The 13,457-nt window shown below is 65.0% G+C and carries 13 protein-coding genes; 4 read left to right on the top strand and 9 right to left on the bottom strand.

The window, feature by feature from the left end; translation table 11 throughout:
• Window positions 1-10 precede the first annotated feature (10 nt).
• From KRR38_RS04190 to KRR38_RS04150, 9 genes are all read right to left on the bottom strand, one after another.
• Window positions 11-376: a GatB/YqeY domain-containing protein gene (locus KRR38_RS04190; RefSeq protein WP_217398907.1), complete on the bottom strand. Its 366-nt coding sequence runs from the start codon at window positions 374-376 to the stop codon at window positions 11-13.
• Window positions 373-1,206 carry a TauD/TfdA family dioxygenase gene (locus KRR38_RS04185; protein WP_217398905.1) on the bottom strand — a complete coding sequence of 278 codons (834 nt, stop codon included), beginning with the start codon at window positions 1,204-1,206 and terminating at the stop codon, window positions 373-375. Before KRR38_RS04185 ends, KRR38_RS04190 begins: the two co-directional genes overlap by 4 nt.
• 68 nt (window positions 1,207-1,274) lie before the next feature.
• On the bottom strand, window positions 1,275-2,129 hold the full coding sequence (locus KRR38_RS04180; RefSeq protein ID WP_217398903.1) for a TauD/TfdA family dioxygenase: 855 nt from the start codon (window positions 2,127-2,129) through the stop codon (window positions 1,275-1,277).
• A 124-nt stretch (window positions 2,130-2,253) separates the two neighbouring features.
• Window positions 2,254-3,069 carry a TauD/TfdA family dioxygenase gene (locus KRR38_RS04175; protein ID WP_217398901.1) on the bottom strand — a complete coding sequence of 272 codons (816 nt, stop codon included), beginning with the start codon at window positions 3,067-3,069 and terminating at the stop codon, window positions 2,254-2,256.
• A gap of 19 nt (window positions 3,070-3,088) precedes the next feature.
• Window positions 3,089-3,691: a TetR/AcrR family transcriptional regulator gene (locus tag KRR38_RS04170; protein WP_217398899.1), complete on the bottom strand. Its 603-nt coding sequence runs from the start codon at window positions 3,689-3,691 to the stop codon at window positions 3,089-3,091.
• A gap of 125 nt (window positions 3,692-3,816) precedes the next feature.
• Window positions 3,817-5,067: an MFS transporter gene (locus KRR38_RS04165; protein ID WP_217398898.1), complete on the bottom strand. Its 1,251-nt coding sequence runs from the start codon at window positions 5,065-5,067 to the stop codon at window positions 3,817-3,819.
• Window positions 5,067-6,320, bottom strand: coding sequence for an MFS transporter (locus KRR38_RS04160; protein ID WP_217398896.1), 1,254 nt, complete (start codon window positions 6,318-6,320; stop codon window positions 5,067-5,069). The genes KRR38_RS04165 and KRR38_RS04160 overlap by 1 nt, the downstream gene beginning before the upstream one ends.
• Window positions 6,321-6,411: 91 nt before the next feature.
• Window positions 6,412-8,199, bottom strand: a complete 1,788-nt coding sequence (locus tag KRR38_RS04155; protein ID WP_309141179.1) for a TonB-dependent receptor domain-containing protein — start codon at window positions 8,197-8,199, stop codon at window positions 6,412-6,414.
• A 67-nt stretch (window positions 8,200-8,266) separates the two neighbouring features.
• A complete protein-coding gene (locus KRR38_RS04150; protein ID WP_217398892.1) occupies window positions 8,267-8,944 on the bottom strand; it encodes a TonB-dependent receptor plug domain-containing protein in 678 nt (225 codons plus the stop codon).
• A 413-nt stretch (window positions 8,945-9,357) separates the two neighbouring features.
• Between KRR38_RS04150 and KRR38_RS04145 the strand changes: the two genes are divergently transcribed.
• The 4 genes from KRR38_RS04145 to KRR38_RS04130 are packed head-to-tail and all read left to right on the top strand — an operon-like array spanning window position 9,358 to window position 13,291.
• Window positions 9,358-10,605 carry an MFS transporter gene (locus tag KRR38_RS04145; protein ID WP_217398890.1) on the top strand — a complete coding sequence of 416 codons (1,248 nt, stop codon included), beginning with the start codon at window positions 9,358-9,360 and terminating at the stop codon, window positions 10,603-10,605.
• Window positions 10,605-11,861 (top strand): MFS transporter, encoded by a 1,257-nt coding sequence (locus KRR38_RS04140; RefSeq protein WP_217398888.1) that lies wholly within the window; start codon window positions 10,605-10,607, stop codon window positions 11,859-11,861. Before KRR38_RS04145 ends, KRR38_RS04140 begins: the two co-directional genes overlap by 1 nt.
• A 24-nt stretch (window positions 11,862-11,885) precedes the next feature.
• Window positions 11,886-12,761: a TauD/TfdA family dioxygenase gene (locus KRR38_RS04135; protein ID WP_217398886.1), complete on the top strand. Its 876-nt coding sequence runs from the start codon at window positions 11,886-11,888 to the stop codon at window positions 12,759-12,761.
• Window positions 12,762-12,799: 38 nt separating this feature from the next.
• Complete coding sequence (locus KRR38_RS04130; protein WP_217398884.1) at window positions 12,800-13,291, top strand: GAF domain-containing protein; 492 nt, start codon at window positions 12,800-12,802, stop codon at window positions 13,289-13,291.
• The last annotated feature ends 166 nt before the right edge of the window (window positions 13,292-13,457 follow it).

The raw sequence follows: 13,457 nt of genomic DNA, 5'->3' as shown, positions 1-13,457 counted from the left end.
AAATTCGCTATCACGATTGATCTTGCAGGTACCGCGCAACAACATCCGCTTCGGCGTTCAGTTCGCCTGCGCGATCGGCACGACCCAGCGCAGCCATCTGATCGGCCGCAAGCCGGCGCGCGGAAATCTCCTCGGTCAGGATCGCCGCAACCTCATCTTCGCCCAGCACCCGGCGCGAGACTTCGGCCGCGCCCTCGGCGAAGTCCAATCGCTGCAGGCTTTGCGGCCGTTCCTCGATCGCCACGGCCTCGGCATTGTCGATCGCTGCGAGAAGGACGCGCAGCACCGCGGCCTGCTTCGTATCGCGAGCCAGCATCGCCGCGCGCAGATCGCTACGCAGGCGCGTCTTGAGGTTATCTGCGGCACGACCGGTCAAAGGATGGGCTCCTCGCCCTCCAGCTTGGTGCGGTGGAGCATGCGCTTGGAGTTCACCTCATAGGGGATCGCGCGGTGCAGGCTGCCGGTGTTATCCCACATCACGAGGTCACCGACGGTCCATTCGTGGCTGTAGACGAATTGCTCCTGCGTCGCCCAGTCGCGCAGACGGATCAGCAGGCCCTTGCTGTCGAGCGGGTCCATGCCGACGACGTGGTGCGCCGAATTGCCGAGCACGAGCGACTTGCGGCCCGACTGGTGCTTCCACACCAACGGCAGCGCCTTGCGCCCCATCTCCAGCCAGCGCTGCCATTCGGCGTAACTCGGCTGCGGATCGATATCGAGCTGGGTCGAGGCCAGGCAATGGACCGCCTGCATGCCTTCGAGCATCGCCTTGTCGTCCTCGGGCAGCGCGTCGTAGGCGGCATAGGTATTGGCAAACTCGGTGTTGCCGCCCACTTCGGAGAGCACCTTGCTCGACAGCAGCGAGGCCCGGATCGGCATGGGCGACGAGAAGCCGTCGAAATGCCAGAAGATCGTCGCCTTGAGATAGTCGGCGGTGGCGGTCACGCTCTTGTCGAGCGTGATCTTGTAGATGTCCTCGCCGCGCATCTCGCGGGCGAACTTGCCGAGCGTCGAGGTGAAGGCGATCTGCTCGGCATCGTCGAAATGGATCTCGGGGAAGACGAGCACACCGCGCTGCTCGAGCAGTTCGCGGATTTCGGCGGCATAGTCGCCGCTCAGCAGCGCTTCCTTGTCCGCCAGGATACGGCTGCCAATCCTGGGCTTGATCTCTTCCGAAGCGAAGCGCGCCTTGGCGGCCGTAGCCATTGCTCTCTCTCCCGGCGGTTATACTGAACAGATGTACAGCATCACACCGGGAGGAGCAATCGCGAAGCTTACTGGATCGGCTCTTCGCCTTCTAGCTTGGTGCGGACCATCATCCGTCCGCAGGCGGGATCATAGGCCTCGGCGCGGTGCATCGTGCCGGTGTTGTCCCAGATCACCAGGTCGCCGACGGTCCATTCGTGGCTGAAGGTAAACTCCTCCTTCGTGGCGTGGGTGCGCAGCCAGTTGAGGATGCGGGTGGAATCGAAGTGGTTCTTGCCCGAGATGGTATGGGCGGTGTTGCCGATCACCAGGCTCTTGCGGCCGGACTCGTGGTTCCAGACCAGCGGGATCTCGACGTCGCCGATCGCCTGCATACGCTCCAGCAGGGTCTGGTCGGGCTCGGGGCTCCAGTACATCAGGGTCGCCCAGGCACCGTGGCGGACCTTGTACTGGTCGAACTCGGCTTTCTGTTCCTCGGTCAGCGCGTCGTAGGCGGCATAGGTGTTCGAGAAGCCGGTGTTGCCGGTGCCCTTGGGCGACGGCACCTTGCAGGCCAGCAACGAGGCGCGGATCGGCAGGTCGTTCATCGTGCCGTCGATGTGCCAGAACAACGAGCCCTTGAGGTAGATAGCCGAACCCGGGTTCACCTTCTCGTCGAGGGTGATCGCGTGGACGACATGCTCGTCCTTGTCCTTGTCGGTCATCTCGGGCGCGAAAGTGCCGAGCGTCTTGGTGAAGGCGACGTGCTCCTCGTCGGTGAAGTTGATCGTCGGGAAGACGAGAACGCCGCGCTGTTCGAGCAGGTCGCGCAGCTCGGCGGCAAGCTCGCCGCTCAGCAGCTCTTCCTTGGTATTGAGAATACGGCTGCCGATCTTCGGCTTCACGTTCTCGGCGGACAGGCGGATCTGGGCGGCGGTGGCCATGGCGAACTCCCGGCGATTGAATAAATGAACTACCCTCGCCTATTGCCGCGAGAGGCAAGCCAGCGTCAAGGCGGATGCAGCGATCACTGTGATCGCCCAGGCGTTAAACTACGCTGAATCGGCCTCAGGCGAAAGGCTCCTCGCCCGCCAGCTTGGTACGGATCATCAGGCGGCCGCTGTCGGCCGGATAGGGCCGGACGCGGTGCAGGGTCCCGGTGTTGTCCCACAGAACCGCATCGCCGAGCGACCATTCATGGCTGTAGCGGAACCGTTTTTGGGTGGCCCAGTCGCGCAGCCAGACGAGCACCTCCAAGCCGTCCATCGGGTCCATGTCGACGACACCCACCGCCGTATTGCCGATAACGAGGCTCTTGCGGCCCGACCGATGCTTCCAGACTAGCGGCAGGGTGTTGCGGCGGATCTTGAGCCACTGCTGGAAAGTCTCGTAGCTCGGCTCGGGATCGACCGCGCGCTGCGCCCCGGCGAGTGCGTGGACGGCCTGCAGGCCTTCGAGCTGGCGCTTGCGCTCCTCGGGCAGCGCTTCATAGGCTGCATAGGTATTGCAGAATTCGGTCTGGCCGCCAGTGGCCGAGAGGACCTTCGCGCAGAGGATCGAGCCGAGGATCGGCACTTCGTTCATGTAGCCATCGAAGTGCCAGTAGAATGAGGCGCGGGTGTAGTCGGCAGTCGTGCCGCCGCTGGGATCGATCGAGATCGGCGTGACCTCGTCCGGGCCGCGGTCGGGCGCGAAAGTGCCCAGGGTGCGGGTGAACGCGATCAGTTCCTGCTCGGTGAAATCGACCTTGGGAAAGACGAGGACGCCGCGCTGCTCCAGAAGCTCGCGGATATCGGCAGCATGTTCGCCGGTCAGCAGCGCCTGCTTGTCGGCCAGAACCTCGGCGCCGATCTCCGGCTTGATCTCCCGACAGGCGAGCTTCATGCGCCGCTCTCCCAGTTGTCTATCCCTTGGCCTTCTCCGGCAGCGGTGCCAGTCTGTCCAGCCATTGCTCGACGAAGGCGCGCGCCTCGGCATGGCCCGCCGTGACGCCGAGCCCGCCTTCCATCACCAGCGCCCGCCCGATTCCCGCAAGCACGAGACTGAGCCCTGCCGGCGCGATCTCTCCCGCCGCCGCCAGCCTTTCACCGAGGATGTGGGCAAATATCTCCTCTTCGCGCCGGCGCATGGCCTCGCAGTGTTCGGCCATATGCGCGCGGATGGCGGAGCGGTGGTTGGCCATGGCCATGAATTCGAGCGCGATGGCAATGCGACTCTTGTCGACGAGGAAGGCCCAGAGCGCGCGAACTGGATCGTCCGCGCGCAGCGCCGCCTCGATCATCCGGTCGCTTTCCTCGGCACCGCGGCGCGACATCGCCAGCAGCAGGTCGTCGGTGGTCGTGAAGTAATAGTGGACGAGCGACGGCTTGAGCCCGGCCTTGGCCGCAACCCGGCGGGTGCTGACGGCGGCGTAGCCTTCTTCACGGATCAACTGCTCTGTCGCGTCGAGGATCAGCGCGCGCGTCGCCGAATTCTCTGCTCCAACCCTGCGCGGCGCGACTGCCATCAAAATCCCCTGACTGAGGCCCTTTCACGTAGGACCACGCGCGCTCAAGTCAAGGAAACCGCCGGATGATCCGGTGGGTATGCTCAGGGAGGCGCGCATAATCGCCCACACGGACATCCGCCGCTTCAGCCTGCCGCGCGCCAGTCGTGCTTCGGGCGACCCATCGTGGCCATGGCCAGCGCGCCGACGGTCATCGCCACCATGACCGTCATCAGCAGGCCGTCGTAGTTGCCCGAACGGTCGTGGAGCCAACCGGCCACGATCGGCCCGATCGCGGCATTGACCGCACCGAAGGTGATCACCGCACCGAACAGCGCGGCGAAGGACCGAAGGCCGAAATGCCGCGTAGCGAGATAAAGCGCGACGTCGATCTCGGCACCGGTGGCCACGCCGAACAGCGCGACAGCAACCGTCAGCAGCAGCACGCCGGGATCATGGAGCAGCAGGATGCCGCAGGCGATGACGGGCAGGAACTGGGTCAGCCCGCCGATCAGCGGGCCGGAAAAGCGATCGAGCAGGAAGCCGACGGTCAGCCGCGCGACGATGCCGACGAGCCCCATGACCGAGGCGATCCGCGCGGCCTGCATCTCGCTCAGCCCGGTCTCGCCGAGCAGCGGCACGAGATTGGCCGACATCGCCATGTTGTAGAGCGAGAAGGCGCCGAAGGCGACGAGCAGTCGCCAGAAGGCCGCCGTACGCAGCCCTTCGCGCAGGGTCAGACCGGAGACCGGCCCGGTCGCGGCCGCATGCAGCGGCTGCGCGGGATCGCGGCCGTCCTTGAACCACAGGAAGACCACGGGGAGTGTCACCACGATCCAGGCCGCGGCGACGCCGACAAAGCCGACGCGCCAGCCGTAGTCGCCGATCAGCCAGGTCGCCAGGACCGGGACGACCGCCGCCGTGATCGGCGTTCCCGACAGGGCCACGGCCATGGCCAGCCCGCGCGAATGGTCGAAGCGTGCGGCGACCGCGCTGGTCCAGACCGTCGACTGCACAAGCACCACGCCGACCGCGAGCACGACCCAGAGTAGCGACCAGTTGAGCAGCGTCCCCGTCGCCGTAGCGAGGAGCGCGAAGGAGCCGGTCTTGACCAGCAGGCCGGTCAGCGCCACCCGGCGCGGCCCGAAACGGTCGACGATCATGCCGATCAGGATGTTCAGGAACACGCCCACCGCGTTCGACAGCGACAGGCCGATCATCACGTCGGTCCGCGTCCAGCCGAAGGCCTTCTCGAGATGCGGCACGAAGGGCCCGATGCCATAGCTTTGCAGGCCGATCGTCGAATAGCCGATCAGCGCCGCCAAGGTCAGCGGCCAATAGGCGCGCCATTCGGCTCTGGCTGCTTCCGGGCCCGCCTGCTTGTCTCCTGAATGCATCAGTGTGCTGCGCCCCAATCCTGCTTCGGCTGCCCCATCGTCGCGATCGCGACTGCGCCGCCGCCCATCAGCACCATCAGCACGACAAGCACCTGATCATAGCTGCCGAAGCGGTCGTGCAGCCAGCCCGCAACGACCGGCGCCACGGCCCCGCCGAGTGCCCCGGCGGTCAGCAACGCGCCCATCAGCGACGCAAAGCTCCTGAGGCCGAAATGGCGCGAGACGAGGTAGAAGACGACGTCGTACTCGGCGCCGATGGTCACGCCGAAGCTGATGACCGCCAGCGTCAGGACGAGATAGCCGGGCGCGCCGACCAGCATCAGGCCGCAGCCCAGCACCGGCAGGATGAAGACCATCGTGCCGAGCACTCTCGCCGAGAAATGGTCGAGCAGGAAGCCCGCCGAGATCCGCGCGACGATCCCGACAACGCCCATCATCGCTGCAAGCTCTGCCGCCGCCATCGCGGTTTCGCCCTTCTCGGTCATCAGCGGCACGAGATTGGGCGCGATCGCCATCGTGTAGAAGGCGAAGGCGAAAGCGGCGATAATCAGCTGCCAGAAGGCGATCATGCGCATGCCCTCGCGGACGGTCACGCCGGGCAGGGTCGCCAAGACCTCGGCCCGAACCTCGGGTTCCAAAGATCGGCGGTGCTCGTCCTGCCGGCCGCTGAAGAAGAAGAACACGACCGGCAGCGCCACCACGAGCCAGATCGCCGCGACGCCGACGAAAGCCATGCGCCAGCCATAGATGCCGATCAGCTTGGCCGCGAGCACCGGCAGGATCGCCGCGCAGAACGACGAGCCCGACAGCGTCACCGCCAGCGCGAGGCCCCTGCCCTTGTCGAAGCGGCTGGCAACCGCGCTGGCCCAGACGTTCGCCTGGGCCAGCACGGCGCCGAAGGCCACCAGCATCCAGAGCAGCGACCAGTTGAGCACGGAGCCGGTCGCCGTCGCCAGCAGCGCGATCGCACTCGTCTTGACGATCACCCCGCCCAGCGCGACGCGGCGCGGCCCGACGCGATCCGCGAGCACGCCCACGGCGAAGTTGAGCAGGACGCCGATCGTGTTAGAAATGGTCAGGCCGAGCATCACCTCCGCGCGCGACCAGCCGAACTGCGCCTCGAGCGAGGCGACGAAGGGACCGATGCCATAGGTCTGGATGGCCATGGTCGAATAGCCGATGCCCGCCGCTATCGGCAGCACACCGTATCGCCGCCACTCCGCCATCGCCGATCGCGGCGCAGCCTGTCCCATCCATCACTCCCGCACTTATCGGACGCTTAAACGAAACGGCGGCCCCTTTGGCAAGGGACCGCCGTTCGTTGTTCCGCGGTAATGCGCTGGACTACTGACCGAAGTGGATCTTCGCCCGCCAGCCGTACATGCGCGGTTCGCCGAGCATGATGTATTCGCTGCCGATCGTCGAAATCGAGCTGGTCGCGGCAACGTAATAGTATTTGTTGGTCACATTGGTGGCGAAAATGCCGAGGTCGAGCGCGCTGCCGCCCACCTTTTCCCAGTTCAGGTTCAGGTTGAGCAAGTTCGTCGCCGGGCTGATGCTCGCATTGTACGGGATCGCATGCCCTGCGAAGAAATCATCGTTCGAGTGCGAGTTGAACTGCTTGTCGGTGTGGACGAAAGTCGCGCCGATCGAGACCTTGCCGATCTTCTCCTCGTCGAACGGAAGCGTGTAGGTTCCGCTGACCGTGAAGCGGTTCTTCGGCGCAAACAGCAGGCGCGTGCCCGGCACCGGGAAAGTGGCGGAGGCACAGAGATAGCGGGTTGCGTCGCAGGACGAAGCGCCCGACTTGAGCACTTTCGCATCGAGATAGGAATATCCGAAATCAATGCGCAGGGGCTCGACCGGATAAATCGAACCCTCGATCTCGAAACCGCGTACCCGCGATTTGTCGAGGTTCACGACGCCATTGATCCCGGTAGGCGCGGGGCTCGTACAACCCGGTGTCACCGCCGTGCAGGCCGGGATCGAAACCGTGTACTGCTGGTTCTTGAACTCGTTCCAGAAGCCCGCGATGTTCAGGTTCCCGCGCACGGCGCCACCGAACGTCGTCTTCAAGCCCACTTCATAGTCGTCGATCTTCTCGGGCTTCCAGACCTCTCCGCCGACGTTCGCCTCGTTGATGCCGCCAGCACGATAACCGCGCGCATATTTGACATAGACGAGAATGTCCGGCGTCGGCTTGTAATCGAGGTCGATGAGCCAGGTCGGCGTGCCTTTCATCGGTAGGATGAAGGTCCGCGTGCACGCCCCGTTGGTCAACAGCGCAGCCGAGCCTGCAGGCGGCGGACTGAGCTGCGAAGCTCCGGCGCGTGAACAACTGTAAGGCGAGGTTGCCGTGCCGTAGGCGGTCGGCCCTGCAGTCGAGGTCGTGACCTTGACGTTGTTCGCGGTTTCCTTTTCCCAATCCCAGGTGTTGCGGATACCGGCGGTAACGCTGAGCTGTTCGGTAAACTTGTAGGTCGCCTGCGCATACAGGCCATAGTTCTTGTAGTAATAGTTGTTCCTGGCATCGCCGATCTGGCCGAACAAGTTGCCGAACGCAACCAGCGGCGCGCACTTGAAGGCGTAAACGTCGATGCACGGCGACGTGAATATCTGCGTGAACTGTTCCTGCTGGCCAATCGGATTGCTGTGCTCAAGATAGCCGCCGACCTGCCAGGTCAGGGCGCCATCGCTCGTCCGGCCCTGAAGCTGCAGTTCTTCGGTGATCGTCCGCTCGTTGCCCTGGGCACCGTTCTTGCCCGGATAGGTGATGACAAAGGGGAACGTGCCGAGACCGGTAATCACGCCGGTATCGCCGCTGAGGTTCGAGGAATAGGCTTCCCGCGATTCACCGTAGCTGAAGATATTCTTGACCGTGATGGTGTCGCTCGCCTTCCAGGTCGTGGTGTTGATCGCCTGCCACTGACGGCTGATCACGTAAGGATCAGGAGTGTTGCTCTCCACATCGTAGCGGCCGTATCCGGCCTCGGCGATCGCCTGATTCCGTCCGCCAGCGATCAGAATCGCGGCCGAACCCGCGATGGCTGCCTTGCCGGTGCCGGTGCCGTTGTTGACATAGGCCAACTTGCCCACCCAGCCGTTCGTGCGCGAGCGGGAGTAAGTGAAGATCGTATAATTCTCGATGTCGGGCGTGACATCGATGTCGAGGCTGGCACGCGCCGCCCAGTAGTTGACGTTATTGAAGTCCTTCGGCCCGACTCCCGAGCGATTGTTCAGATAACCTTCGCGCGTGTTGCGATCGACGCCGGCGCGGAAACGGATAGTGTCGCTCAGGGGGGATGTTGATCACACCCTGGACACGCCATTGATCATGGTTGCCGGCCGTGCCTTCGACATAACCCTCGAGCTTGTCGGTCGGTTTCTGCGGAACCAGCAGGATGGCGCCGCCGGTGGTGTTGCGGCCGAACAGGGTGCCCTGCGGGCCTTTCAGCACCTGCACGTTCTGGAGGTCGAACATGCTGCCCACACCGGCGCCGTTGCCGCTCTGGATGTTCGACTGGAGGCGCGGAGCCACGACGTCGGCGAAATAGACCGCGACCGTCGGCACCGTGTTGAGATCCTGCGAGAAACCGCGGATCGCGAATGCTGCCTTGTCGGGGCCATATCGGCTGTTGACAGCCAGCGAAGGGGTATAGGTCGCAAGATCCGCGCTGTTGACGATGTTCCGGTTGCTCAGCTGCTGCTGGTTGAACACCGTGATCGAGATCGGCACGTCCTGCAGGCGCTCTTCGACGCGGCGTGCCGTGACGACGATATCGCTGCCGCCGGTATCTTGCGCAAAAGCCGGCGTCGTCAGGACTACGCCCATCGCGGTCGCTGCGAGCGCGATATTCCGCCTAAGATTGCTATTCATGTAACCCCCCCACCTTCAGGCCGCCGCCGCTGTTTCGCGGCCAACGGGCTTCCTCTCTACCGATGGAATGGCGGTGTTCCGCCAAGCTCCAATTATGTCTTCATTGATACCAGTGTGGGCCATATTTGACGACTGTCAAGTTTTGCGACCACCATGGCGAACTCGCAATGCGCGACACGCATTTTAAATTGAAAACCCGAATTCCAGCCCTGTCTGGCTGCAATTCTTCGCATATGTAACCAGAGTGTCAAGTGCGCCGCCTTGTCTGCTCGCGCAATCGCTGCCCGCCTGTTGCACGATGGCCACTGCCGTCTGACCCCGCGGGACTGCCGTGCGAAACAAAAAAGCGCTTGGTCGGCGATTGACAGGCCGCCGCGCAATTGGGACCAATGCGATCGACAAGGGAGACGCGATTGCCGGAAACCATACCCGCCACGGCGAGTGCCGAATGGCGCGCCCACTGGACTGTCGTCTTGGCTGCCGCGGCGGGCGTTTCGCTTTCCGCCGTCAGCGTGTCGTCGCTCGGCGTAATGATGGAGCCGCTCGAGCAGGAATTCGGCTGGAGCCGGACGCAGATCTCGCTCGGCACCTCGCTCGTCTCGTTCATGGCGTTCTTCCTGGCGACCGCGGCCGGCCTCGCGATCGACCGGCTGGGCGCGCGCTTCGTCGGGATCGTCGCGGCGACGCTGATGTGCGCGGGCGTGGCAATGATGTCGGCAGTGGCAGGCGAGCTCTGGCAGTGGTGGTGCTTGTGGATCGTCGTCGGCCTTTCGGCAGCGGCCATGCCCACGGTGTGGCTCACGCCGATCTCCAGCCTGTTCCAGACGGGCCGCGGGCTCGCCGTCGCCATTACCCTGAGCGGGTCGGGGATCAGCACCTCGCTGGTGCCGATCGTCGCCAACCACCTCCTCGCCGAATACGGCTGGCGCGGCGCTTATATTGGCCTGGGCGCGATCTGGGCGGCGGTGGCGCTGCCCTTGATTCTGCTGTTCTTCCGCGGCGCCGGCAGGCCCAAAGCCGCGACACAGGCAACGCAGGAACCGAGCGCTCCCCTCCCCGGCCTCACCGCGCGAGAGGGCTTCGCCTCGCCCAAGTTCTACAAGCTGGCGCTCGCGGCCTTCCTCTCGATGTCGGCGGGGGTCGCGCTGATCCTCAATCTCGTGCCGGTGCTGCGCTTTACCGGGCTGACGCCCGCGACGGCCGCAGCGGTAGCCGGGGTGATCGGCGTGGCGACCATCACCGGCCGGATCGCCGGTGGCTGGCTGATGGACCGGATGAGCGCCGGCACGATCGCCGCGCTGTCCTCGGCCGGGGCGATCGCCCTGCCCGCGCTGCTGCTGCTCGCGCCCGGCTCGCCCGCGGCCGCCGCGACCGGGGTCGCGATCTACGGGCTGATGGGCGGTGCCAAGGTGCCGGCCGTCGCCTATCTCGCCAGCCGCCACTTCGGCGCGCGGGCTTTCGGCACGCTCTACGGCGCGATCAACACCGCGATCGCGCTGGGCGTCGGCCTCGGGCCGCTGGTCGCCAACTACGTCTACGACCTCACGAAATCCTATACCCCGGTAATGTGGACCGCCGTGCCGTTCCTGGCGATTGCCGCGCTGTTCTACCTTTCGCTCGGGCCCTACCCCGATTTCACCAAGCAGGAGCAACAGGCCTGATGGCAACGATGCAAGCGGGCTCGTCCCTGGGCGAATGGCGAAAGTACTGGCCGCTCGTCGCCGCTACCACGATGGGCATGTCGCTCGCCGCGCTGCTCTCTTCCGTGTTCGGCGTGATGCTCGGGCCGCTCGAAGAGGAATTCGGCTGGACTCGCGCGCAAATCTCCTCGGGCCCGGCCGTGGTCTCGGTCATGGGCCTGTTCCTGGCCACGCCCGCCGGCTATCTGATCGACAAGTGGGGCTCGCGCACCTGCGGGATCATCACCGTCATCTGCTCGTTCCTCGCCATCGCCTCGATGTCATTGATCGGCGACCAGCTCTGGCACTGGTGGGCCTGCTGGGCGATCTTCGGCATCTCGGGCTCTTTTACCTCCACAGTGTGGATGGCGCCGATCTCGACGATCTTCCACGCCGGCCGCGGCATGGCGATCGCGATCACCATTTCGGGCACCGGCATCTCGATGGCGCTGGCGCCCGGCATCGCCGAATACTTCGTCGAGAACCACGGCTGGCGCAGCGGTTTCCTGGCGCTGGCGGTGATGTGGTGCGCGGTCGTCGCGCCGCTGGTCCTGCTGTTCGTGCCCCGGCTGCCGGGTCAGCACAGCGAGGACCACGCGCTCGACGAAGCCGCGCCCAGCCAGGCGTCGCTCGCCGGCCTCACCCCGCGCGAAGGCTTCGCCTCGGCGAACCTCTACATCCTGTTCTGCGCCTCGCTGGTCGCGGCGATGACCGGGGTGGCACTGATCCTCAACCTGGTCCCCGTACTGACCTTCACGGGCCTCACCCGCGTCGAGGCGGTCTCCATCGCCGGGTCGATGGGCATCGCCTCCATCATCGGGCGGCTCATCGGCGGCGTGCTGATGGATCGCTTCGACGTCCAGCGCCTCGCGATCATCGCCTCGCTCGTCTCGCTGGGCCTGCCGCTGTCGCTCCTGCTGGCGCCGGGTGTGTTCTGGGCCTCGATGGCCGGGGTGATCGCCTACGGCCTGACCGGCGGAATGAAGATGAACGCCATCGTCTACCTGACCTCCACGCACCTGGGCGCGCGCAGCTTCGGACTGTTCTACGGCGTGATCTCGATCACGACGACGCTCGCGCAAGGCATCGGCCCGCTCGTCGCCAACCACATCTACGACGTGAGCAAGTCATACAACCCGGTGATCTGGGCGACGGTCCCCGGCTTCCTCGGCGCCGCGCTGCTGTTCGCGGCGCTGCGGCCCAAGCCGGACTTTGCAGCACGCGCCGCCGCGGCGTAGACTGCAACCAAAGGAGAAGGCTCCATGGCAAGCGAGCGAGAGGATGACGAACTGACGGGTGCCAAGCCGATCGCAGGCGCGCCCTTCGGTTGGGAATGCGATCTCGATCTCACCGCCCCACTCAGTGAGGCCCAGCGCGCCGCCCTGCTGCGCATCTACCGGCGCGACGGCCTGATCCTGTTCCGCGGGCAAGCGCTCAGCCGCGAACAGCAACAGGCGGCCTGCGACCTGTTCGGCCCGGCGCTGCGGACGGAACTCGACAATTACGTGGTATCGAACGTCGTCGAGGGCGGCTTCCTCGGCAAGGCCGAACTGCTGTTCCACAACGACATTCCCTATGTGCCCGCGCCGTTCCTCGGCGGCTCGCTGCATGCGCTCGAAGTTGCGGAAGGGGCCGCGGCGACACGCTTCGCCAATGCGCTGCGGGCCTGGGACAGGCTGCCTAGCGCGCTCAAGACCAAAGTCGAAGGGCTCAACGCATTGCACGTGCGCGGCCATATGCTCGGCCGCCGCACGACACTCGCCGATCTCGATCCCGGTGACATGGCGACCGTCCATCCGGTGGTCGGCAAGCAGGAAGGCACTTGCCGGCCCTACCTCTTCGTCAATCTCGACATGTCGGCCTGCATCACGAAAATGGCGCCGGGCGAAAGCGACGCGCTGCTGGAGGATCTGTTCGGTTATCTCTACGCGCCGGACAACGTCTACGAACACCATTGGCGCGAGGGTGACCTGGTGATCTGGGACAACCTGGCCGTCCAGCACGCCCGCTCGGCGACGGGCAATGCGGCGCGGACTTTGCAGCGCGTAACGATCGCACACTTCGGTTACTGGGAGCAGGTGCCGACCGATCTCTACCTGCACGATGCGCTGCAGAAGGTGGAAGAGCCGGCCAGCTAGGGCTGGAACCGGAACCCTGCAGCACCTAGGTAGCGACGATGTTTGAGCTGAAGATCGACGCGACGTCCAAACCCGAAATGTACGCCGACCTGGTGTCCGCCGCTCAAGGCCTGGTGGAAGGCGAGCACGATCCGGTGGCCAATATGGCCAACATCGCGGCGCTCATCTGGCAAACGTTACCGGACCTCAACTGGGCGGGCTTCTATCGCCATGACGGCAGCGAACTGGTCCTCGGCCCGTTCCAGGGCAAACCGGCCTGCATCCGCATCCCCATTGGCAACGGCGTCTGTGGAACGGCCGCGGCGACGCGGCTCACCCAGTGCGTGCCCGATGTCCACGCCTTTCCGGGCCATATCGCCTGCGACGCCGCCTCGCGGTCCGAGATCGTCGTGCCCATCGTCGTCGGCGAGCAGTTGATCGGCGTGCTCGACCTGGACAGCCCCTCGCCCGCCCGCTTCGATGCGGACGACGTGCAAGGTCTCGAAACGCTGATCGCAGCAATCGGCCGGATTCTGGTAAAGGCCGATTAGCGCGCGATCATCTTCAACCGGACCACTTGTCGTCATCCCGGGCTCGCCCCGGGATCCCGCTGCCTGTCTGCCTCGCGGTTGGAGAGGCAAAAATGCGGGACCCCGGATCAGGTCCGGGGTGACGAGTGTCGGTAATCAGAGAGATTATGCTCTGGTGCAGGCCAAC

Source organism: Novosphingobium sp. G106 (genome assembly GCF_019075875.1).
GTDB lineage: Bacteria > Pseudomonadota > Alphaproteobacteria > Sphingomonadales > Sphingomonadaceae > Novosphingobium.
Note: the sequence above shows the minus strand (reverse complement) of the source record. Positions and strands in the feature narration are given on the sequence as shown.

Excerpts from the sequence above, each read along its gene's own strand:
- KRR38_RS04170 (WP_217398899.1), bottom strand. The coding sequence starts at position 3,691 with ATGGCAGTCGCGCCGCGCAGGGTTGGAGCAGAGAATTCGGCGACGCGC.
- KRR38_RS04130 (WP_217398884.1), top strand. The coding sequence starts at position 12,800 with ATGTTTGAGCTGAAGATCGACGCGACGTCCAAACCCGAAATGTACGCC.
- KRR38_RS04185 (WP_217398905.1), bottom strand. The coding sequence starts at position 1,206 with ATGGCTACGGCCGCCAAGGCGCGCTTCGCTTCGGAAGAGATCAAGCCC.
- KRR38_RS04175 (WP_217398901.1), bottom strand. The coding sequence starts at position 3,069 with ATGAAGCTCGCCTGTCGGGAGATCAAGCCGGAGATCGGCGCCGAGGTT.
- KRR38_RS04140 (WP_217398888.1), top strand. The coding sequence starts at position 10,605 with ATGGCAACGATGCAAGCGGGCTCGTCCCTGGGCGAATGGCGAAAGTAC.
- KRR38_RS04135 (WP_217398886.1), top strand. The coding sequence starts at position 11,886 with ATGGCAAGCGAGCGAGAGGATGACGAACTGACGGGTGCCAAGCCGATC.
- KRR38_RS04160 (WP_217398896.1), bottom strand. The coding sequence starts at position 6,320 with ATGGGACAGGCTGCGCCGCGATCGGCGATGGCGGAGTGGCGGCGATAC.
- KRR38_RS04165 (WP_217398898.1), bottom strand. The coding sequence starts at position 5,067 with ATGCATTCAGGAGACAAGCAGGCGGGCCCGGAAGCAGCCAGAGCCGAA.
- KRR38_RS04150 (WP_217398892.1), bottom strand. The coding sequence starts at position 8,944 with ATGAATAGCAATCTTAGGCGGAATATCGCGCTCGCAGCGACCGCGATG.
- KRR38_RS04180 (WP_217398903.1), bottom strand. The coding sequence starts at position 2,129 with ATGGCCACCGCCGCCCAGATCCGCCTGTCCGCCGAGAACGTGAAGCCG.